This window comes from Ruegeria sediminis, from assembly GCF_005938215.1.
In the GTDB taxonomy this organism is placed as follows: domain Bacteria; phylum Pseudomonadota; class Alphaproteobacteria; order Rhodobacterales; family Rhodobacteraceae; genus Ruegeria; species Ruegeria sediminis.
Genome location: NZ_VCPD01000001.1, coordinates 304,505 through 324,033 on the forward strand (window position 1 = coordinate 304,505; position 19,529 = coordinate 324,033).

General features: G+C 64.2%; 18 protein-coding genes. 6 read left to right on the top strand and 12 right to left on the bottom strand.

Going from position 1 to position 19,529, the window contains the following annotated elements; all coding sequences use genetic code 11:
- Positions 1-20: 20 nt before the first annotated feature.
- On the bottom strand, positions 21-296 hold the full coding sequence (locus tag FGK63_RS01625; protein ID WP_138839854.1) for a DUF1467 family protein: 276 nt from the start codon (positions 294-296) through the stop codon (positions 21-23).
- A 24-nt stretch (positions 297-320) separates the two neighbouring features.
- Positions 321-725: a methylmalonyl-CoA epimerase gene (gene mce / locus FGK63_RS01630; RefSeq protein WP_138839855.1), complete on the bottom strand. Its 405-nt coding sequence runs from the start codon at positions 723-725 to the stop codon at positions 321-323.
- Between the two features lie 136 nt (positions 726-861).
- Here mce and FGK63_RS01635 point away from each other — a divergent pair, with 136 nt between their 5' ends.
- Positions 862-1,581 carry a response regulator gene (locus FGK63_RS01635; RefSeq protein WP_138839856.1) on the top strand — a complete coding sequence of 240 codons (720 nt, stop codon included), beginning with the start codon at positions 862-864 and terminating at the stop codon, positions 1,579-1,581.
- 1 nt (position 1,582) lies between these two features.
- A complete protein-coding gene (locus tag FGK63_RS01640) occupies positions 1,583-1,804 on the top strand; it encodes a hypothetical protein (protein WP_138839857.1) in 222 nt (73 codons plus the stop codon).
- Positions 1,805-1,934: 130 nt separating this feature from the next.
- Here the strand turns inward: FGK63_RS01640 and aspS are convergent, their stop codons facing one another.
- Positions 1,935-3,710 carry an aspartate--tRNA ligase gene (aspS, locus tag FGK63_RS01645; protein WP_138839858.1) on the bottom strand — a complete coding sequence of 592 codons (1,776 nt, stop codon included), beginning with the start codon at positions 3,708-3,710 and terminating at the stop codon, positions 1,935-1,937.
- Positions 3,711-3,917: 207 nt separating this feature from the next.
- On the opposite strand from aspS, the gene FGK63_RS01650 reads away from it, so the two are divergent.
- Complete coding sequence (locus FGK63_RS01650; RefSeq protein ID WP_138839859.1) at positions 3,918-5,144, top strand: SAM-dependent methyltransferase; 1,227 nt, start codon at positions 3,918-3,920, stop codon at positions 5,142-5,144.
- Positions 5,145-5,156: 12 nt separating this feature from the next.
- On the opposite strand, the gene FGK63_RS01655 is transcribed toward FGK63_RS01650, so the two are convergent.
- The 3 genes from FGK63_RS01655 to FGK63_RS01665 are packed head-to-tail and all read right to left on the bottom strand — an operon-like array spanning position 5,157 to position 7,554.
- Positions 5,157-5,828 carry a CPBP family intramembrane glutamic endopeptidase gene (locus tag FGK63_RS01655; RefSeq protein WP_138839860.1) on the bottom strand — a complete coding sequence of 224 codons (672 nt, stop codon included), beginning with the start codon at positions 5,826-5,828 and terminating at the stop codon, positions 5,157-5,159.
- Positions 5,825-6,472, bottom strand: coding sequence for an aminotransferase class IV family protein (locus tag FGK63_RS01660; RefSeq protein ID WP_138839861.1), 648 nt, complete (start codon positions 6,470-6,472; stop codon positions 5,825-5,827). Before FGK63_RS01660 ends, FGK63_RS01655 begins: the two co-directional genes overlap by 4 nt.
- Positions 6,427-7,554 carry an aminodeoxychorismate synthase component I gene (locus FGK63_RS01665; RefSeq protein ID WP_138839862.1) on the bottom strand — a complete coding sequence of 376 codons (1,128 nt, stop codon included), beginning with the start codon at positions 7,552-7,554 and terminating at the stop codon, positions 6,427-6,429. The genes FGK63_RS01660 and FGK63_RS01665 overlap by 46 nt, the downstream gene beginning before the upstream one ends.
- A gap of 177 nt (positions 7,555-7,731) precedes the next feature.
- Between FGK63_RS01665 and carB the strand changes: the two genes are divergently transcribed.
- Complete coding sequence (carB, locus tag FGK63_RS01670) at positions 7,732-11,076, top strand: carbamoyl-phosphate synthase large subunit (protein ID WP_138839863.1); 3,345 nt, start codon at positions 7,732-7,734, stop codon at positions 11,074-11,076.
- A 361-nt stretch (positions 11,077-11,437) separates the two neighbouring features.
- Positions 11,438-12,568, top strand: a complete 1,131-nt coding sequence (locus tag FGK63_RS01675; RefSeq protein ID WP_138839864.1) for a beta-ketoacyl-ACP synthase III — start codon at positions 11,438-11,440, stop codon at positions 12,566-12,568.
- Here FGK63_RS01675 and FGK63_RS01680 read toward each other — a convergent pair.
- Positions 12,561-13,022 (bottom strand): hypothetical protein, encoded by a 462-nt coding sequence (locus FGK63_RS01680; protein WP_138839865.1) that lies wholly within the window; start codon positions 13,020-13,022, stop codon positions 12,561-12,563. The genes FGK63_RS01675 and FGK63_RS01680 overlap by 8 nt on opposite strands.
- 354 nt (positions 13,023-13,376) lie before the next feature.
- Between FGK63_RS01680 and FGK63_RS01685 the strand changes: the two genes are divergently transcribed.
- On the top strand, positions 13,377-13,955 hold the full coding sequence (locus FGK63_RS01685; protein ID WP_138839866.1) for a thymidine kinase: 579 nt from the start codon (positions 13,377-13,379) through the stop codon (positions 13,953-13,955).
- Between the two features lie 2 nt (positions 13,956-13,957).
- On the opposite strand, the gene FGK63_RS01690 is transcribed toward FGK63_RS01685, so the two are convergent.
- From FGK63_RS01690 to FGK63_RS01710, 5 genes are all read right to left on the bottom strand, one after another.
- Entirely contained in the window at positions 13,958-14,914 is a 957-nt protein-coding gene (locus tag FGK63_RS01690; protein ID WP_138839867.1) for a 2-hydroxyacid dehydrogenase, read from the bottom strand.
- Positions 14,914-15,252: a tRNA-binding protein gene (locus FGK63_RS01695; RefSeq protein ID WP_138839868.1), complete on the bottom strand. Its 339-nt coding sequence runs from the start codon at positions 15,250-15,252 to the stop codon at positions 14,914-14,916. The genes FGK63_RS01690 and FGK63_RS01695 overlap by 1 nt, the downstream gene beginning before the upstream one ends.
- Positions 15,245-16,060 (bottom strand): pyrroline-5-carboxylate reductase, encoded by an 816-nt coding sequence (proC, locus tag FGK63_RS01700; RefSeq protein ID WP_138839869.1) that lies wholly within the window; start codon positions 16,058-16,060, stop codon positions 15,245-15,247. The genes FGK63_RS01695 and proC overlap by 8 nt, the downstream gene beginning before the upstream one ends.
- Positions 16,061-16,099: 39 nt before the next feature.
- Complete coding sequence (locus tag FGK63_RS01705; RefSeq protein ID WP_138839870.1) at positions 16,100-16,600, bottom strand: type III secretion system chaperone family protein; 501 nt, start codon at positions 16,598-16,600, stop codon at positions 16,100-16,102.
- A gap of 525 nt (positions 16,601-17,125) precedes the next feature.
- Positions 17,126-19,522 (bottom strand): hypothetical protein, encoded by a 2,397-nt coding sequence (locus FGK63_RS01710; protein WP_138839871.1) that lies wholly within the window; start codon positions 19,520-19,522, stop codon positions 17,126-17,128.
- Positions 19,523-19,529: the final 7 nt, after the last annotated feature.

A 19,529-nucleotide genomic window follows, 5' to 3' on the forward strand; every position in this document is an offset into this window, starting at 1 on the left:
CACGGCCGGCCCGCAGCCGGTCAGTCGGGCGGGCCGAGCCTGTTCATCCAGTCGAAATCGCGCACGCTGATCAGGCCCGAGATGATGATCCCGGCGATGACCACCCACAGGATCACGGCGATCAGCGTCGTGATCCACGCCTTTTTCTTCAGGTGATGCTCTTCCGGCGCGCCGGCATGGGTGCCCGGCACGATCTCGCCCAGATCCCCCTGGGTCTTGACCCGGATGGGCAGGACCACGAGGAAGGTCATGAACCAGATGACGGCGAATAGGACCAGGGCGGCGGTGATCGTCATGGCAGGGGCTCCGGAGGGGCGGCGTCAGACCTGTTCAAGTTCGACGAGGCAGCCGTTGAAGTCCTTGGGGTGCAGAAACAGCACCGGCTTGCCATGCGCGCCGATCTTGGGCTCGCCCGAGCCCAGCACGCGGGCGCCGGTTTCCTTGAGGTGATCGCGGGCGGCGATGATGTCCTCGACCTCGTAGCAGACATGATGGATGCCGCCCGACGGGTTCTTGTCGAGGAACCCCTTGATCGGGCTGTCTTCGCCCAGGGGATAGAGAAGCTCGATCTTGGTGTTGGGCAGTTCGATGAAAACGACGGTGACGCCGTGATCGGGCTCGTCCTGCGGCGCGCCGACCTTGGCGCCCAGCGCCGTGCGGTATTGTTCGGACGCTGCCTCCAGATCAGGAACAGCGATGGCGACGTGGTTCAGCCGGCCGATCATGGGTGTCTCCTCTTGCCTCGGGTTGCCATGGGTTATGGGGGCTCCCCCGGCAAAGGGCAAGTGCGCCAAAGCGCCCATTAACCATCCGTTAGCCGGTTTTTCCTAGCAATGGAGCGACCGCAGAAGGGAACCCGCCATGGATGATTCGGACCTGTTCGCCGCCCCGCACCGCCCGCCCTGCCCGTCCAGACCGCTTCTGGGCCTGACGATCCTGCTGGTCGAGGACAGCCGATATGCATGCGAAGCCATGCGCCTGATGTGCCTGCGCAGCGGCGCCCGGCTGCGGCGGGCCGATTGCCTGAAATCCGCACGCCGCCATCTGCAGCTCTACCGTCCGTCGGTGGCCGTCGTGGATCTGGGCCTGCCCGACGGATCGGGGGCCGGGCTGATCGAGGAACTGGCCAAAGCGGCGCCCAGGATCGGCGCGATCCTCGGCACCTCGGGCGACGACTTGGCCGAAGGGATCGCGCTGGCGGCGGGCGCGGACGGGTTCCTGGCCAAACCGGTGACATCGCTTGCGGATTTTCAGGACCGGATCCTGTCGCTATTGCCCGAGGATCGCCGATCGGCGGTCCCATGCCGGCTGACCGACGAGGTCATTCGCCCCGACTCCATCGCCTATCGGGAGGACATGGCCCATATCGCAGACGTCCTGACCAAAGCGCGGGACGAGCGGGTGCTGGACTACGTGACGCAGTTCGCCGGCGGCGTCGCGCATTCGGCCGGGGATTACGCACTGGCCGAAGCCGCGCGCACCCTCGCCCGAACGCGGGCGCGGGGTGTGCCGGCGACGGCGGCGGCTGCGCGCCTGGCGGGGCTGGTTCAAAACCGGCTGGACCGGCGCGAGGCGATCTGAAATGGCCGAAATATGTTTGGCGGCGCTCGCCCTGGTCGCGCTTGGCGCCTATCTGCATACGCGCAACATAGCCCGGGCCATCCGACTGAGGCGTGCGCGTACGGGCGGCTGGATAGGCAGCCTCATCCTGACGGCCTCGGACACCCGGTCGGACCTGTCCAGGGGCGTCACGCTTTCGGGCGCGGGTCCCTGCCCGGCCGACGTTCCCGGGCATGGCATCTAGCGAGACTGCGACCGCATCCTGAGCCGCGGGAATGCCGGACGCGGGCGACCTGCGCCTCCCGAAGCGTCCGCCTTGTTGTCGAGCATCCGAAAACCGCGGCGCCGCCCGCCGGAGCGCGCGGCGCTTTGCATCATTCCTGCGGGATGACGCGCAGGCCAAGCTCCATCAGCTGATCCGAAGTCGGATCCGACGGGGCCTGCATCATCAGGTCCTCGGCGCGCTGGTTCATCGGGAACATGATGACTTCGCGGATGTTCACCGTATCGGCCAGCAGCATCACGATACGGTCGATGCCCGCGGCGCAGCCGCCATGCGGCGGGGCGCCATAGTGGAAGGCGTTGACCATGCCGCCAAAGCGACGGCGCACCTCGGCCTCGCCATAGCCGGCGATCTCGAAGGCCTTGAACATGATCTCGGGCTTGTGGTTCCGGATCGCGCCCGACAGGATCTCGTAGCCGTTGCAGGCCAGGTCGTACTGATAGCCCAGCACCTCGAGCGGATCGCCCTCGAGCGCCTTCATCCCGCCCTGAGGCATCGAGAACGGGTTGTGCTCGAAGTCGATCTTGCCGGTTTCCTCGTCCTTTTCGTAGATCGGAAAATCCACGACCCAGGCAAAGGCGAACCGGCTCTTGTCGGTCAGTTCCAGTTCCTCGCCGATGACGTCGCGCGCCTTGCCCGCAACCTTTTCAAAGGTCTTGGGCTTGCCGCCCAGGAAAAACGCCGCGTCGCCCTTGCCGAGACCCAGTTGCAGGCGGATCGCCTCGGTGCGCTCGGGGCCGATGTTCTTGGCCAGCGGCCCGGCCGCTTCCATGCCGTCCTCGCCTTCACGCCAGAAGATATAGCCCATCCCCGGCAAACCCTCTTTCTGGGCGAAGGCGTTCATGCGGTCGCAGAACTTGCGCGAACCGCCGCCCGGCGCCGGGATGGCGCGGATCTGGGTGCCTTCCTGCTCCAGCAGCTTGGCGAAGATGGCAAAGCCCGAACCGCGGAAATGTTCGGAGCAATCCTGCATCTTGATCGGGTTGCGCATGTCGGGCTTGTCGGTGCCGTACCACAGCGCCGCGTCCTTGTACGAGATCTGCGGCCAGACCTTGTCGACCTTCCGGCCGTTGCCGAATTCCTCGAAGATGCCGGTCAGCACCGGTTGGATCGTGTCGAACACGTCCTGCTGGGTGACGAAGCTCATTTCGAGGTCAAGCTGGTAGAAGTCGGTCGGCGAGCGGTCGGCGCGCGGGTCCTCGTCGCGGAAACAGGGCGCGATCTGGAAATAGCGGTCGAAGCCCGAGACCATGATCAACTGCTTGAACTGCTGCGGCGCCTGCGGCAGCGCGTAGAACTTGCCCGGATGCAGGCGCGAGGGCACCAGGAAGTCGCGCGCGCCCTCGGGGCTGGAGGCGGTGATGATCGGGGTCTGGTATTCGCGGAAGCCGCTGTCCCACATGCGGCGGCGCATCGAGGCCACCACGTCCGAGCGCAGCGTCATGTTGCGCTGCATCGCCTCGCGGCGCAGGTCGAGATAGCGATAGCGCAGGCGGGTTTCCTCGGGATATTCCTGATCCCCGAAGACCATCAGCGGCAGTTCCTCGGCCTTGCCCAGCACCTCGAACTCGCGCACGTAGACCTCGATCTCGCCGGTCGCCAGCTTGGGGTTGATCAGCTCGGGGTCGCGCGCCTTGACGGTGCCGTCGATGCGGATGCACCATTCCGAGCGCACCTTTTCCAGTTCCGCGAAGGCGGCGCTGTCGCCGTCGCATAGCACCTGCGTCACCCCGAAATGGTCGCGCAGGTCGATGAACAGCACGCCGCCGTGATCGCGCACCCGGTGCACCCAACCGGACAGTCGGACGGTTTCACCAACATTGGCGGCGGTCAGATCGGCGCAGGTGTGGCTGCGGTAGGCGTGCATCGGTCATATCCCTTCGGGCGCAGAATTCGTCGCGCCGATACACCGCGATGCGCCCGGGAAGTCAAGGGTTCCGCCGCCGGGCGGGCCAGAAGGCAGCTAAAATACCGACAAATCTTGATTTTGTAGTATATTTCCAACGCTGTGGTATCGATTCACGCGACCCCTATTTCAAGATGCCCGCCACTCCGGGCAGGAGAGACAAGGATCATGTGGCAGAAAACACTGGATCGAGTATTGCGTTCATTGATCTCGAACGGCGCGTTGCGGGTGACCTATCCGGACGGAACCGTCCGGGTCTACGGGAACGGAACCGAGCCCGCCCCGGAAATCCGGATTAAGGACAAGGCCTTGCTGGCCCGGCTGTGCCGGAACCCCGAGCTGGCCTTTGGCGAAGGCTACATGGACGGCGCGATCACGACCGGCGACAGCACGCTGGAAGGCGTGATGCGGGTGACGATTCGCAACGTGGCCCAGGGCAATTTCCCTGCGGTCTACTATTGGAAGGACCGGGTACACTATCTGCTGAGACCCATCCTGCAGCGCAACACGCTGCGCCTGGCCCGCCGCAACGTGGCGCATCACTATGACCTGTCCGACGATTTCTACCGGCTGATGCTGGATGAAGACATGCAGTACAGCTGCGCCTATTTCGCCACGCCCGACCTGACGCTGGATCAGGCGCAGGCCGCCAAAAAGGCGCATATCGCGCGCAAGCTCTATCTCAAGCCCGGGCTGCGGGTGCTGGACATCGGTTGCGGCTGGGGCGGTCTGGCCCTGACCCTGGCGCGGGATCACGGGGTCAAGGTCACCGGGCTGACCCTTTCGCAAAACCAGCACGACGCGGCCACGGAACGCGCCGCGCGGGCCGGGTTGCAGGACCGCGTCGAAATCCGCCTGCAGGACTATCGCGAGCTTGAGGGCGAATTCGACCGCGTCGTTTCGGTGGGAATGCTGGAACACGTGGGCGCGCCGCATTACGGCGAGTTCTTCGGCAAGGTCGCCAGCCTGCTCAAGCCCGACGGGGTCGCCCTGATCCACACGATCGGGCGCAACGGGCCGCCCACGAACCAGTCGCCCTGGCTGAAAAAGTACATCTTTCCCGGCGGCTACGTGCCTTCGCTGTCGGAACTGGTGGAGCCCATCGCGCATACCGGCCTGTGGCACCTTGATATCGAAAGCCTGCGGCTGCACTACGCCATGACCCTGCGCTGCTGGCTGGAGCGGTTCGACGAGAACCTGGATCAGATCCGCGAGATGTACGACGACCGCTTCATCCGCATGTGGCGGTTCTACCTCACCATCTGCATGCTGGTCTTCGAGGAACGCGACCAGACGGTGTTCCAGCTGCAACTCGGCCATCGCCGCGACGCGGTGCCGCTGACCCGCAACTATCTGTATGCGGCGGACGGGCAGATGCGCGACGCAGCCGAATGACCCCGGCAAAGGTCAGAAGGGCCGCTGTGCGTTGCCCGAGAAGAAAAAGATGCCCAGACCGGCGGCGAAGATGATGTTGCCCGCCACCGCGTGCAGCAGAACCGCGTAGAAGAACGAGCCGCGCTGGCGATAGGCCCAGGAGAACACCAGTCCTCCGGCAAAGGTCATCGCGGCGACGATCCAGCTCCAGTACATCAGGTGGGCGAAGGAAAAGATCGCGGCGTTCAGCAGATAGGCCGCGCGGCCCTTCGGCAGGATCGCGTGATAGCGGCGGTAGAACAGCGGTCGAAATAGCAGTTCCTGCGGCAGCGCCGAAGCCAGGGGATAGCCGACAAGGATGGCGGCCAGCAATTCGGGCCTGTTGCGCAGCAGAAAGAACGCCGCCTCGGGCCTTGTCGCCTGGACGACTGCGACGCAGAAGACGGTCATGACCAAGGCGAAGGCGACAAGCTCGGCCCAGGACCAGTTGCGCCAGTCGTAGCGCAGTTCGGCCCATGAGAATCCGGGCGTGACATGCAGCAATGCGATGCCCAGCGCCGTGAAGGCGAACAGCGCCGGGAACATCCAGTCGGGCGGGGCCAGCAGCGCGATCAGCAGGGGCGCGGCAAGGTAGAACAGCCCGAATTCTACGCACAGCCGCACCTGCGCCGGTGTTACGCTTGATGCTGTCCTTTTTCTGCTCACACCAAAACCAGTTCCACCCGGATCATGCCGCGCAAAGAATTGCCCACGTGGATTTTTTTGGCGTTTTGCAGATCGGTCAAGGTCAACGGCGCCTCTGCGACCTCTCCGGTTTCCAGAAGCAGTTCGCGCAGGATGCCCGGCAGAAGGCCGGATGACAGGGGCGGCGTGACGTGCCGGCCGTCCCGTGTTTCGACGAACAGGTTGGTGATCGTGCCTTCGCAAAGCTCGCCGCGATCGTTCAGAAACAGGACCTCGTCGATGCCCGCGGGCAGGTTGGCGCGCGCCGCGTCGTAGACGGCGCGTTTCGTGGTCTTGTGGCGCAGCCAAGGGTCGCCCGAGGCAAGCCGGGTCTCGGACACGCCGACGCGCCAGACCGGAGGCGCATCGGTCAAAGGGGCGGTCGCCAGGTCGAACTTGCCCGCGACATCCAGCGTCAGGCGGCAGCGCAGGGCCGTCCTGCCCACGGCCTTCTCCAGCGTGTCCCGCGCGCAGACCGGATCGAAGGGCATTCCCAGCGCGGCCGCCGACCGGGCCATGCGCGCCAGGTGCCGGTCGCGGCGGGCAAATCCCTGTCCGGGCCGAAAGCCCAGGGTTTCGATCAGGCGGAAACCAGGCTCAGCTGGCGGGCAAAGCGGGCTTTCCATAGCGCCTCCTCGTATTCGGATGCGGCCGTGCTGTCCCAGACCACGCCACCGCCCACGTTGAGCGTGGCGCGCGCGCCCTCGACGGCCAGCGTGCGGATCGCCACGTTGAACTCCGATCGACCGTCGGGGGCGGCCCAGCCGATGGTGCCGCAATAAATGTCGCGCGGCCAGGGCTCCAGTTCCGACAGGATCTCCATCGCGCGGATCTTGGGCGCGCCGGTGATCGAGCCGCAGGGGAACAGCGCGGTCAGGATCTCGGCCAGCCCCGCATCGGCGCGCAGTTGCGCCCTCACCAGCGAGACCATCTGGTGCACGGTGGCGTAGGTTTCGACCTTGAACAGTTCCGGCACCTTGACCGAGCCCGGCAGCGCCACGCGCGAGATGTCGTTGCGCAGAAGATCGACGATCATCAGATTCTCGGCGCGGTTCTTTTCGTCCGAGGCGAGAAACGCGCGGCGGCGGGCGTCTTCGGCTGGATCGGCGCTGCGAGGCTGGGTTCCCTTCATCGGGCGGGTTTCGATCACGCCATCCGCATCGGTGCGGAAGAACAGTTCCGGCGAGCGGCTGAGCAGATCCGGCAGCCCCTCCTGCTGGACCAGCGCGCCGTGGCCGACGGGCTGGCGTTCGGCCAGCGCAGCATAAAGCGCGGCGCTGTCGCCCTCGACGCCCAGGTCGATCGGAAAGGTCAGGTTGGCCTGATAGATGTCCCCGGCGCCGATGGCCGCATGAACGGCGGCGAAAGCGCGGGAATATCGCGCCTCGTCCCAGCGCGGCGCGAAATGCGTGACGCCGCCGCCGACGCCGGGGAGGGATCGGGTGCGCGGCGCATCGTAGACGCCGAAGCACAACAGGGGCAGACGCCGGTCCGATGGCATCCGCGCGGCGAGGCGGGGTTCCAACGCATAGCCCAGTTCGTAGCTGGCATAACCCGCCAGCCACGCGCCCTGCGCCCGCGCCGCGTCCAGCGCCGCCAGCGCGCCGGGCACTGCGGCCGGGTCATCGGCCCGGATCATCCGCATCGGCCGGTCGAAACACGTGCCCGGCCCGGCCGGACCCTGATCGAAACGAATACGCAATAGCATCCCCATTTGCCGTGAGGCGCGATATAGAGAAATCGGGACCGAGCGAAAGGGGAGAAAGCGGCAAATGCGCCGCTGTTTCCGATCCCTCTTGAACCTTTTCGCGCGGTCCCTATAACGCACGACAATTTGGGCGCCCGAGCGGCGCCCCTGACTCGCGCAAATCGAAGGGACCTGGCCATGCCGAAGAGAACCGACATCCAGTCGATCATGATCATTGGAGCGGGGCCGATCGTCATCGGGCAAGCGTGCGAATTCGACTACTCGGGCGCCCAGGCCTGCAAGGCGCTGCGCGAGGAAGGCTACCGGGTCATTCTGGTGAACTCGAACCCGGCCACGATCATGACGGATCCGGGGCTTGCGGACGCCACCTATATCGAGCCGATCACGCCCGAAGTCGTCGCCAAGATCATCGAAAAGGAACGTCCCGACGCGCTGCTGCCCACGATGGGCGGGCAGACCGGTCTGAACACCTCGCTTGCGCTCGAGGAAATGGGCGTCCTGAAGAAATTCGGCGTCGAGATGATCGGCGCCAAGCGCGAGGCCATCGAGATGGCCGAAGACCGCAAGCTGTTCCGCGAAGCGATGGACCGCCTGGGGCTGGAAAACCCGCGCGCCACCATCGTCACCGCACCCAAGCGGGAAAACGGCACGGCCGATCTGGACGCTGGCGTTCAGATGGCGCTGGACGAGCTGGACGACATCGGCCTGCCGGCGATCATCCGGCCCGCCTTCACTTTGGGCGGCACCGGCGGCGGCGTCGCCTACAACCGCGAGGATTACATCCGCTATTGCCGGTCGGGCATGGACGCCTCGCCGGTGAACCAGATCCTCGTGGACGAGAGCCTGCTGGGCTGGAAGGAATACGAGATGGAGGTGGTGCGCGACACCGCCGACAACGCCATCATCGTCTGCTCGATCGAGAACATCGATCCGATGGGCGTGCATACCGGCGACTCGATCACCGTGGCCCCGGCGCTGACGCTGACCGACAAGGAATACCAGATCATGCGCAACGGCTCGATCGCCGTGCTGCGCGAGATCGGGGTGGAAACCGGCGGTTCGAACGTGCAGTGGGCGATCAATCCCGAAGACGGCCGCATGGTGGTGATCGAAATGAACCCGCGCGTGTCGCGCTCGTCGGCGCTGGCGTCGAAGGCGACCGGTTTTCCGATCGCCAAGATCGCCGCCAAGCTGGCCGTGGGATACACGCTGGACGAGCTGGACAACGACATCACCAAGGTGACGCCGGCAAGCTTCGAGCCGACCATCGACTATGTCGTCACCAAGATCCCGAAATTCGCCTTCGAGAAGTTCCCCGGCTCGGAACCCTATCTGACCACGGCGATGAAATCGGTGGGCGAGGCCATGTCCATCGGCCGCACCATCCACGAGTCGATGCAGAAGGCGCTGGCCTCGATGGAGTCGGGCCTGACCGGGTTCGACGAGATCGAGATCGCGGGGCTGAACGTGGGCGTCTGGGACGAGGCCGACGACAAGGCCGCCGTGATCAAGGCGATCAGCCAGCAAACGCCCGACCGGCTGCGCACCATCGCGCAGGCGATGCGCCACGGCCTGTCGGATGACGAGATCAACGCGGTCACCAAGTTCGATCCCTGGTTCCTGGCCCGCATCCGCGAGATCGTCGAGGCCGAGCGCGATTTGCGTCAGAACGGCCTGCCGGAGACCGAGGAAGGCCTGCGCGCCGTCAAGATGCTGGGCTTCACCGATGCGCGCCTGGGCAAGCTGACCGGGCGCGACGAGGCGAACGTGCGCCGCGCCCGCCACAACCTGGGCGTCACCGCCGTCTTCAAGCGCATCGACACCTGCGCCGCCGAGTTCGAGGCGCAGACGCCCTACATGTACTCGACCTACGAGGCGCCGATGATGGGCGAGGTGGAGTGCGAGGCGCGCCCCAGCGACCGCAAGAAGGTGGTCATCCTTGGTGGGGGTCCGAACCGGATCGGCCAGGGCATCGAGTTCGACTATTGCTGCTGCCACGCCTGTTTCGCGCTGACCGATGCGGGCTTCGAGACCATCATGATCAACTGCAACCCCGAGACCGTGTCGACCGACTATGACACCTCGGACCGGCTGTATTTTGAACCGCTCACCTTCGAGCACGTGATGGAGATCCTGCGCACCGAACTGCAGAACGGCACGCTGCACGGCGTGATCGTGCAGTTCGGCGGCCAGACGCCGCTGAAACTGGCGAACGCGCTCGAGTCCGAGGGCATTCCGATCCTGGGCACCACCCCGGACGCCATCGACCTGGCCGAGGACCGCGAGCGGTTCCAGGATCTGGTCAACAAGCTGGGGCTGAAACAGCCCAAGAACGGCATCGCCTCGACCGACGCACAGGCGCTGAAGATTGCCGAAGACATCGGCTTCCCGCTGGTGATCCGCCCCTCCTACGTGCTGGGCGGCCGCGCGATGGAGATCGTGCGCGACATGGATCACCTGAAACGCTACATCAACGAGGCGGTCGTGGTCTCGGGCACCAACCCGGTCCTGCTGGACAGCTATCTGTCCGGCGCGGTCGAACTGGACGTGGACGCGCTGTGCGACGGCAAGGACGTGCATGTGGCGGGCATCATGCAGCATATCGAAGAGGCCGGCGTGCATTCCGGCGACTCCGCCTGCTCGCTGCCGCCCTATTCGCTGTCGAAAGAGATCCTCGCCGAGATCAAGGATCAGACCAACAAGCTGGCCCGCGCGCTGAATGTGGTCGGCCTGATGAACGTGCAGTTCGCGATCAAGGACGACGAGATCTACCTGATCGAAGTGAACCCGCGCGCCTCGCGCACCGTGCCTTTCGTCGCCAAGGCGACCGACAGCGCCATCGCCTCGATCGCGGCGCGGGTGATGGCGGGCGAGCCGCTGTCGAATTTCCCGCTGCGTCCGCCCTACAAGGAAGGCCAGGACACCAAGATCGCCGACCAGATGACGCTGGCCGATCCGGACATGCCGTGGTTCTCGGTCAAGGAGGCGGTGCTGCCCTTTGCCCGCTTCCCCGGCGTCGACACCATCCTGGGTCCCGAGATGCGCTCGACCGGCGAGGTGATGGGCTGGGACCGCGACTTCCCGCGCGCCTTCCTCAAGGCGCAGATGGGCGCCGGCATGGTGCTGCCGTCCAAGGGCCGGGCCTTCATCTCGATCAAGGACGCCGACAAGGGCGCGGCGATGCTCGAAGCGGCAAAGGTGCTGGTCGATCAAGGCTTTACCCTGGTGGCCACGCGCGGCACCCAAAGCTGGCTTGACGGTCACGGCGTACCCTGCGACGTGGTGAACAAGGTCTACGAGGGTCGCCCTGACGTGGTGGACATGCTCAAGGACGGGCAGGTTCAGCTGCTGATGAACACCACCGAAGGCGCGCAGGCGGTCGAGGACAGCAAGGCCATCCGCTCGATCGCGCTTTATGACAAGATCCCCTATTTCACCACAGCCGCCGGATCCCACGCCGCGGCGCTGGCGATCAAGGCGCAGGCCGAAGGGGATTTCGAGGTGAAATCGCTGCAAGGGTGACGGGCGGCGGCGTAGCGCAAGAAAGCGCCGCCTTCGTCCCGTGCGCGCGCGATCCGTTGACGCGGCTCCGACGGATCGTCATCGTGCTGCCAACGAGCAGAAAACGAGAAACCCGATGCGTTTGTTCCTGATCCTTTCCACTTCGCTTTGCCTTGCCGCCTGTGACGTCCCGTTCGTGCCGCTGATCTGATCGCCGGACATTCCGCCCGCGATGCGGGCGCTCGCAAGACACCGGCCTGCGGCACCCGGGTCGCAGAGCGAAATTTTGCTGGCAAGGCCGCATTCCCTTAGGTCACCTGCCCTTGATCCGGCGGCATGGCGCCTGCATCTTGTGCAAATCCGAAAATCGCCAGGACGCGCCATGTATACGCCAGCCATCACCGGAACCGGTGTCTTCACGCCCGAGAACGTGATCACCAACGCCGAGCTCGTCGTCGCATTCAATGCCTATGCCGACAAACAGAACGCGTTGAACGCCGAAGCCATCGCCGCCGGACGGATGGAACCGATGCAGCATTCGTCGGAAGAGTTCATCGTCAAGGCGTCGGGGATCGAGAACCGCTACGTGATGGACAAGGCCGGCGTTCTGAACCCCGACATCATGCACCCCACCCTGCGCCAGCGCAGCGATGACGAGCCGGGGATCATGACCGAGATGGCGGTTGACGCCTGCAAGAAGGCGCTGGAACAGGCCGGCCGCAGGCCCGAGGACGTGGATCTGGTGATCTGCGCGGCCTCGAACCACGAACGCGCCTATCCGGCGGTGGCGATCGAGATCCAGCAGGCGCTGGGGATCACGGGATTTGGTTTCGACATGAACGTCGCCTGTTCCTCGGCCACATTCGGCATACAGGCGGCGGCGGACATGGTGCGCTCGGGCTCGGTGAGGGCGGCGCTGGTGGTGAATCCCGAGATCTGCTCGGGCCACCTGGAATGGCGCGACCGGGATTGTCACTTCATATTCGGCGACGTCGCCACCGCGACGCTGATCGAACGAATCGAGGACGCCAGAGGGCCGCATTTCGAGATCCTTTCGACCCGCTGCGCCACCGAATTCTCGAACAACATCCGCAACAACAACGGCTTCCTGCGCCGCTCGCGCCCGGACGGCGTCGCCGACCGCCGCGACATGCAGTTCATGCAGAACGGCCGCAAGGTTTTCAAGGAAGTGCTGCCGATGGTCAGCCAGCACATCGCGGACCACATGGCCTCGGAAGGGATCGGGAACTCGGACCTGAAACGCCTGTGGCTGCATCAGGCCAACAAGACGATGAACGATTTCATCGGCAAGAAGGTTCTGGGGCGCGAGCCTGGGCCGGGCGAACAGCCCAACATTCTGCAGGACTATGCCAACACCTCGTCCGCCGGGTCGATCATCGCCTTTTCCAAGCATTCCGACGACCTGCAGGACGGCGATGTCGGCCTGATCTGTTCCTTCGGAGCGGGGTATTCCGTGGGGTCCGTGATCGTCCGGCGCAGGATGCCTAGCTGACGCTTTCCTCTTCCAGGTGCAGCTTCATGTCGATGAGCACCTGTTGCAGCAGAACCGTTTCCTTCAGCAGGCGTTTCGCCTCGTTGACGGTGATGATCTGATCTTCCATCGCCGCCTGATACTCGGTCATCAGCATGGCGAACCGCTGGCTCAGCGCGATCACGTCCGAGTTCACGCCGCCGTTCCGTGACGGGGTCGAGTTGCGGGTATCATGCGACAGGGTGATGTTCTTGAGATCGGCAAGCGCCGAAGTCACGTGCGGGAACTTCGCTACGCTTTCCAGCTTGGCCACCGCATCGACCGGCATGAACCTGTCGGAATGCTCGGCATTGTCCGAATAATAGCGGCCCAGCGTCGCCTTGGACTTGCCCGTGATCGCGCATGCGGCCTCGATCCCGACGTCCTTGACCAGCGCCTCGGTGTGTTTCTTCAGATATGCCCCGATATCCGCCATGTCCGCCCCCGTCTGAACCCATGTGTGCCTGCCCCGCTACCATTCTGGGGAAAAGGCGGGAGATTTTCCCATTCCTGACTAATAATTGAAATGTCATTCTTTGACTATCCCTCAGATATGCGAGGGATTTTGTGAGTGAGTGGCGGCATTTCCTGCCGGTAATGAGTGTGAGCGGGGCAAAAATTGAGCCCTGCAATGTTAGGGCCGCCTGGCGGCCAAAGGCGTCGTTGTTGTGGAGCGGGGCAGCCATCCCCATAGAGCTAGCGCTCGTTCCCCGCACCGCAGCGGCGGCGTCGATCGTCTTCGTGACAACCACGCCTTGCCCGGCGGTTCCAAGCGATTTAGACCCGGTTCATGGCAAAGCTCTACTTCAACTACTCCACCATGAATGCCGGCAAATCGACGGTTCTGCTGCAGGCGTCGCACAACTACCGCGAACGCGGCATGGACACCTATCTCATGACGGCGGCGGTCGATGGCCGCGCCGGCACCGGGCGCATCGCATCGCGCATCGGGATCGAGGCCGAGGCGGACGTTTTTGGGCCGAATGACGATGTGTTCGCCATGATCCAGACGCGCCTGTCCAAGGGACCGGTGGCCTGCGTCTTCGTGGACGAGGCGCAGTTCCTTTCGGAACGGCAGGTCTGGCAGCTGGCGCGGGCGGTGGACGATCTGAACGTTCCGGTGCTGGCCTACGGGCTGCGGGTGGATTTTCAGGGCAAGCTGTTTCCGGGCTCGGCCACTTTGCTGGCGCTGGCCGACGAGATGCGCGAGGTGCGCACCATCTGCAGATGCGGCCGCAAGGCGACCATGGTGATCCGCCAGGACGCGGACGGAAAGGCCATCACCGAAGGCGCGCAGGTGCAGATCGGTGGCAACGAGACCTACGTCTCGCTCTGCCGGCGCCATTGGCGCGAGGCGGTGGGCGCCTGAGCCTAGGGCGTCACCGCGTTGGGCAGCGCGCGCCCTTCGGCAAAGGCCGCCACATTGTCGAGCGCCATCAGCCCCATGTTGGTGCGGACCTCTTCGGTCGCGGTGCCCAGATGCGGCAGCAGCGTGACGTTTTCCATTTCCAGCAACGCTTCGGGCACTTTCGGTTCGAACTCGTAGACGTCAAGCCCCGCCCCCGCGATGCGCCCCGACCGCAACGCGGCGATCAGCGCGGCTTCGTCGACGACTTCGCCGCGCGCAATGTTGATCAGCATGGCGGTCGGTTTCATCGCGTCCAGTACCCCGGCGTCGATCAGATGCCGAGTCGCTGCTCCGCCGGGAACCGCGACCACCAGGAAATCGACCCCTGATGCCAGCGCGGTCAGGTCGGCGGCGAAGTCCGCGGGGAAGTCCAGCTCCTTCCGGCCGCGCGCCACATAGGCGACCTGCATCCCGAAGCCGAAATGGCAGCGCCGCGCAATGGCCTGCCCGATCCGCCCCAGACCGACGATGCCGACCCGCTTGCCTGTCACGTGTTGTCCCAGCATCTGGGTCGGGTGCCAGCCCTGCCATTGGCCCGAGCGCACCAGCCGCTCGCCCTCGCCCGCGCGCCTGGCTGTAGCCAGAAGCAGGGTCATCGCGATATCCGCAGTGGCGTCTGTGACGGCGCCGGGCGTGTTCGACACCTGCACCCCCGTAGCCTTGGCGGCCAGGACGTCGATGTGATTGTAGCCGACGCCGAAATTGGCCAGCAGCTTGCAGCGCGGCCGGGGAACCGCAGCAAAGACCCCAGCCGAGAACATGTCGCCCAGCGTCGGGATCACGGCGTCGAACCCGGTCAGCGCGTGATGCATCTCGTCAAGGGTCAGCGGCGTGGTGCCGGTGCGGATCTCGACGTCGAAGTCGGCACGCGCCCGCGCTTCGACCGCGGGCGGCATCGGCCGGGTGATCCACAGCTTCATCAGTGCATTCTCCCTCCGACGGGCACCTCGCCATCGGGGCCGATCAGGACGACCTCGCCGTTTTCATCCGGCAAGCCCAGAACCAGAACCTCGGACATGAACCGCCCGATCTGGCGGGGCGGAAAGTTGACCACGGCGAGCACCTGCTTGCCGACCAGCGTTTCCGGATCGTAATGCGCGGTGATCTGGGCCGAGGTCTTGCGCTCGCCGATCTCGCCGCCGAAGTCGATCCACAGCTTGATCGCGGGCTTGCGCGCCTCGGGATAGGGCTCGGCGCGGATCACTTCGCCGACGCGGATATCGACCTTGAGGAAGTCGTCGAACGAGATCTCAGCCACGGGACAGCTCCTTGGATCGGTCGGTGGCCGCGGCGACGGCGCGGTTCAGCAGGCCCGGAAAGCCGGTTTCGGGCTCCATCAGCACCTCCAGCGCCGCCTGGGTCGTGCCGTTTGGCGAGGTGACGTTGATCCGCAGCTGCGCCGGGTCCTCATCGGCGACCTCGGCCAGCGCCCCCGCCCCGGCCACGGTGGCCTTGGCCAGTTGCATCGCAAGCTCGGCCGGCAGCCCCTGCGCCTCGCCTGCAGCGGCCAGCGTTTCGATCAGGTGGAACACGTAGGCCGGACCAGAACCGCTGACACCTGTCACCGCATCCATCTGCGCCTCGTCCGCAAGCCGCACGGTCTGACCGACCGCCTCGAGCAGGCTTTCGGCCTGCGCCAGATCCGCTTCGGAAGCGTGGGAATTGCCGATCAGGGCAGTGATTCCGCGCCGGATCGCCGCCGGAGTGTTGGGCATGGCGCGAACGATCGGGGTGCCTGCGCCCAGCGCCTTTTCGAACGTGGCGATCGAGGTTCCCGCGGCCACCGACACGAACAGGCTGCGGCCGCCGCCCAGCGCCTTGATGGCCGGCAGGGCGTCGCCCATCATCTGCGGCTTCACGGCGACAAGTACGACGGCGGGCGCTTCGGGCAGCGGCGTGTTCAGGTTGACGCCCTGCGCCTTGAGCCAATCGGACGGGTGCGGGTCGATCACCCACACGGAAGCGGCGGGCAGGCCGTGGTCCAGCCAGCCCGCCAGCATGGCGGAACCCATCTTGCCGCAGCCCAGAAGCACCAGCCCCTGGTCCGCGATCCGTGACATGTCCATGATTGCCCCTCCCCTCGTCTTCAGGCTCGGGGCAAAGGTTTACGCGCGGCCGTAGGCCTCTGCAATGGCGACTTGCATCGCTTCGTCCGGGGTGCGGTTGCCCCAGGTCACCAGCTGGATCGCCGGGTAGTAGCGCTCGGCACTCAGGACCGCGGCGGTGATCATCGTGTCGATCTGTTCCGGGCTGGCGGTCTGGCCGCCGGACAGCACCAGGCCGTAGCGGTAGATCATCAGTTTCTGGTTGCCCCAATAGGTGAAGGCGCCGGCCCAGCACTGATCGTTCATCGCGTTGAGCAGCTCGTAGAGTTCCGGCACGCGGTCCTCCGGCGGCTCCATCTCGAACGAGCAGAGCATCCGCAGCGTCTCGTCATAGCCGGACCAGGCCAGGGTGATGGAGTAGGTGCGCCACTGCCCCTCGACCGCCATCGCGATCTGATCGTCGCCGATCCGGTCGAAATCCCAGTCGTGGTGCTCGGCAATATGTTCGACGATGTCGATCGGATGAATGTCTTCTTCCAGATACTGCTCGGAAAGGGCCATGATACCACCTCACTGATCGCTAGCTCGTCGGGGCGGCAGCGCCCCCAGCGCTAGATGCCTGCTCTACAAGCCGGGTTTTCTCCCGCAGCTTGTACTAAATATGGTGCGATGTGGCAGGTTTTCTGGCAACCCCCAATTTTGGGGATAACGGCAATAAGTTGTGGACAGCCGGCAACTGCGCCCAAAATATTGGCGTCAGACACAGCTTCTTCTTGCAATGGGATCGCATTCGGTCACAATGCACAACACCGCGCATGTAGCGTGACACCGGTATTTGCATAGTTTGACAGCAAAATTTGCAGCCGACGATTTTGGTACCACGGGTCCGGCACCGCCGACTCAGCTGGCTTCCGAGGCTCTCCTGCCATCCTGGCCGCGTTCAGCTCCCCACCTACCACTTCCAACCCGAATTCTCCCGGTCATCCCATCGACCGTTCAAAATCATCCGGAGGGCCGATCTTCTAAAGGGTCGTTCAACAGGCTTTAGGGTGACGCCCTTTGCCACATGTTGCCTGTCCACCTCCTTTACCATGTTGCCGCCGCTGACCGCACCCATGAATGCGCGGTATTGCCGTCACCAGTGTAGACATAGATGTAGTTGCCATCAGCGGCCCAGTCCCCTGGAGCAGCGGCGATAGAACTGTTCACTGGCACAGAGACCTTACGTGCCAGTGGGGCCCAGGCGCCGGAACCGCCGCCGCGGGCAGCCGCGATTCCCTTCTTGGTACCGTAGTTAATACTGATGAGCGTCCCATCGAGTTGGGCGATGGACCCACCGGCCAGAATGTCTGCATCCGCTTTCGCCACAGGATTTAGAAACACACCACCAAGTTGGAAAAACATCCTGCCAGTGTAGTTCTCAGCGGTGTCGTCATACCAGCGCCACACCGGTAGCTCGCCACCATAGTCGGTCTGGTTGCGATAAAACCCGCTGCCATACTGCCCAAACGTCAGTGTTACTGGTTCAACACTTGTCGCCTGTTCGCCACCGCCGAGGTGCGAGCCAATCTGCCAATACTCCGAACCAGCGTAGGACTGGTCGATCACGAACTTGAGGGATCTCGGGAGTCGGAGCCTGCCATCATAGGTGTTCTCAAGGTAAAATTCGAACCCTAAGCCATCGGACTGTTCGATTCGCGTGCCAATTCCCAACAAGCCGGGTTGCGTGGTCCAAGGCGGCCGGGGATACCCACCGGCCATCCCACCCACGTACTCCACCAGCTCCATAACCTTGTAGGCCACGAAGGTACCGAGGCCATACACTGTCTGGTGAACGCCGCCGGATGTGAAGTCGGTGCCCTGTGGTACAAGCCAGCCTGCGGCGCTGTCGGGATTGTAATCCAGCATGAACGGCGTGTAGGTGTCCAGGTAGCAGTAGTTCTTGCCCGATGCCCGCCGGGTTCGACACTGGGAGATGAGGATCGCGTTCTGGGCTCTGGCGTCGGCATCTTCCGCTCCACTGTTCGGGATCGGAAGGCCAGCCATCACCACAACGTCTGCTCCTGTGGTATCAAGGATATCGAACAGGTAGCCGACGTGGCTGCCAAGTGTGGCTTCCGTCTCGCGGCCGGCGAAGGTAACTAGATCCGGTGCAACCTCCCCGAGAACGGTTTGCAGGTTGGCCCGCGCCTGTGTGTACTGCATGGCGTCAGCTATCCCAAGCCCCCCCTGGTTCAACGCGCCGTGCCAATGCACCCTATTGACGTCAGACTGCCGCATGAAGGCATACGCCCATTTGTAGACGCCACCAGAAATGACCATGCGGAGCGGTTGATTATTGCTGCTGCCCTGGCTGATGGAGAAAAATCCAATTTCTCCATCGGTTCCTGCTGATGTATCGACTGCGGGACCGATATCGACCCATCCCGCGCCATCATCCTTTTGCATCTGAACAATGCCGCCGCTTGCGTTGTCGACAATGTAGAAAAACTTCACCTCGGTCCAATGAAAGGGCGCGCCTGACATGCGAACAAGGGGGGAGACCCCTGCCGGATACTGGAAAAGCGAGCCTTTGTACCAGACGTCATACTGGTCAGAGAGGGTTGTCTCGCCGTGCCCAGTCTCCGGAATGATATCGCATCCACCCGGATACGCATTCAGGTTCGTCGTCGCGCCCGGCGCGTTCCATACTTTACTGGAATACATGCGGGCGGACAGGTAGGGACCAAGGACGAAAGTTGGGTCGCCAGCCACGCTATCGAACATATGGACAACATTGAGTTGCGTCGTGGCCGTCTGGACCTGGAGGAGCTTCTTGGCCAGCTTCGGCAAGAAGCGGTGGTGTTGGTATCCACGTTCCCAAAGCCACGTTTGGTACACAAGTGCTCCTGACGACACCGTGTAAAAGGTGCTGATACCACCCATATTCTCGTCCGCGAGAACCGCGATCTTGGAACCGTCAGCGAGCCCCGTTGCCGCCGCATCCGCGATCGCACGCGTCTCAAAAACCTCGTCGAATGCGCCCGAGTTCGCCAACGCCAAAATCTGGTCTCGAAAGTTCTCAGCTTGTTGACTGGCGACACCCGAGGCGGCAGCGGCCGCTTGCGAATGACCAACGGAGATGGCCGCATCTGCTTCGGACGCCGCTGCGGCAGCGGCACTGTTCTGCGCCGCTTCCATCGCGATGCTGAGTGGCGCGTTTCCAACCCGCGCCCAAGTGCCGGAACCGGATGCTCCGGATTTCTCGTAGAGCCCCACTTTCGAGGCGTCCGGATCGGACCAGACCACCGCCAGCGAGCCGGCGTCCCAGGCAAGGTCCGCATCGAGTTGAGCTAAGGTCGCGTAGGTCGGGCCGATCCGGCTTCCGACCAGGCCGACGAGACGATCCAGCGACAGACGAACGGTGCTGCCGTTGTGGTTGCCAAGCAGCTCATCGACCGTCGAGCTGCTGGTGAAATTCGTCGTCTGCACACCTGCCGGCATGTCTCTC

Coding starts and splice junctions, on each gene's coding strand:
- FGK63_RS01625 (WP_138839854.1), bottom strand. CDS start 296: ATGACGATCACCGCCGCCCTGGTCCTATTCGCCGTCATCTGGTTCATG.
- mce (WP_138839855.1), bottom strand. CDS start 725: ATGATCGGCCGGCTGAACCACGTCGCCATCGCTGTTCCTGATCTGGAG.
- FGK63_RS01635 (WP_138839856.1), top strand. CDS start 862: ATGGATGATTCGGACCTGTTCGCCGCCCCGCACCGCCCGCCCTGCCCG.
- FGK63_RS01640 (WP_138839857.1), top strand. CDS start 1,583: ATGGCCGAAATATGTTTGGCGGCGCTCGCCCTGGTCGCGCTTGGCGCC.
- aspS (WP_138839858.1), bottom strand. CDS start 3,710: ATGCACGCCTACCGCAGCCACACCTGCGCCGATCTGACCGCCGCCAAT.
- FGK63_RS01650 (WP_138839859.1), top strand. CDS start 3,918: ATGTGGCAGAAAACACTGGATCGAGTATTGCGTTCATTGATCTCGAAC.
- FGK63_RS01660 (WP_138839861.1), bottom strand. CDS start 6,472: ATGGAAAGCCCGCTTTGCCCGCCAGCTGAGCCTGGTTTCCGCCTGATC.
- FGK63_RS01665 (WP_138839862.1), bottom strand. CDS start 7,554: ATGCTATTGCGTATTCGTTTCGATCAGGGTCCGGCCGGGCCGGGCACG.
- carB (WP_138839863.1), top strand. CDS start 7,732: ATGCCGAAGAGAACCGACATCCAGTCGATCATGATCATTGGAGCGGGG.
- FGK63_RS01675 (WP_138839864.1), top strand. CDS start 11,438: ATGTATACGCCAGCCATCACCGGAACCGGTGTCTTCACGCCCGAGAAC.
- FGK63_RS01680 (WP_138839865.1), bottom strand. CDS start 13,022: ATGGCGGATATCGGGGCATATCTGAAGAAACACACCGAGGCGCTGGTC.
- FGK63_RS01685 (WP_138839866.1), top strand. CDS start 13,377: ATGGCAAAGCTCTACTTCAACTACTCCACCATGAATGCCGGCAAATCG.
- FGK63_RS01690 (WP_138839867.1), bottom strand. CDS start 14,914: ATGAAGCTGTGGATCACCCGGCCGATGCCGCCCGCGGTCGAAGCGCGG.
- proC (WP_138839869.1), bottom strand. CDS start 16,060: ATGGACATGTCACGGATCGCGGACCAGGGGCTGGTGCTTCTGGGCTGC.
- FGK63_RS01705 (WP_138839870.1), bottom strand. CDS start 16,600: ATGGCCCTTTCCGAGCAGTATCTGGAAGAAGACATTCATCCGATCGAC.
- FGK63_RS01710 (WP_138839871.1), bottom strand. CDS start 19,522: ATGCCGGCAGGTGTGCAGACGACGAATTTCACCAGCAGCTCGACGGTC.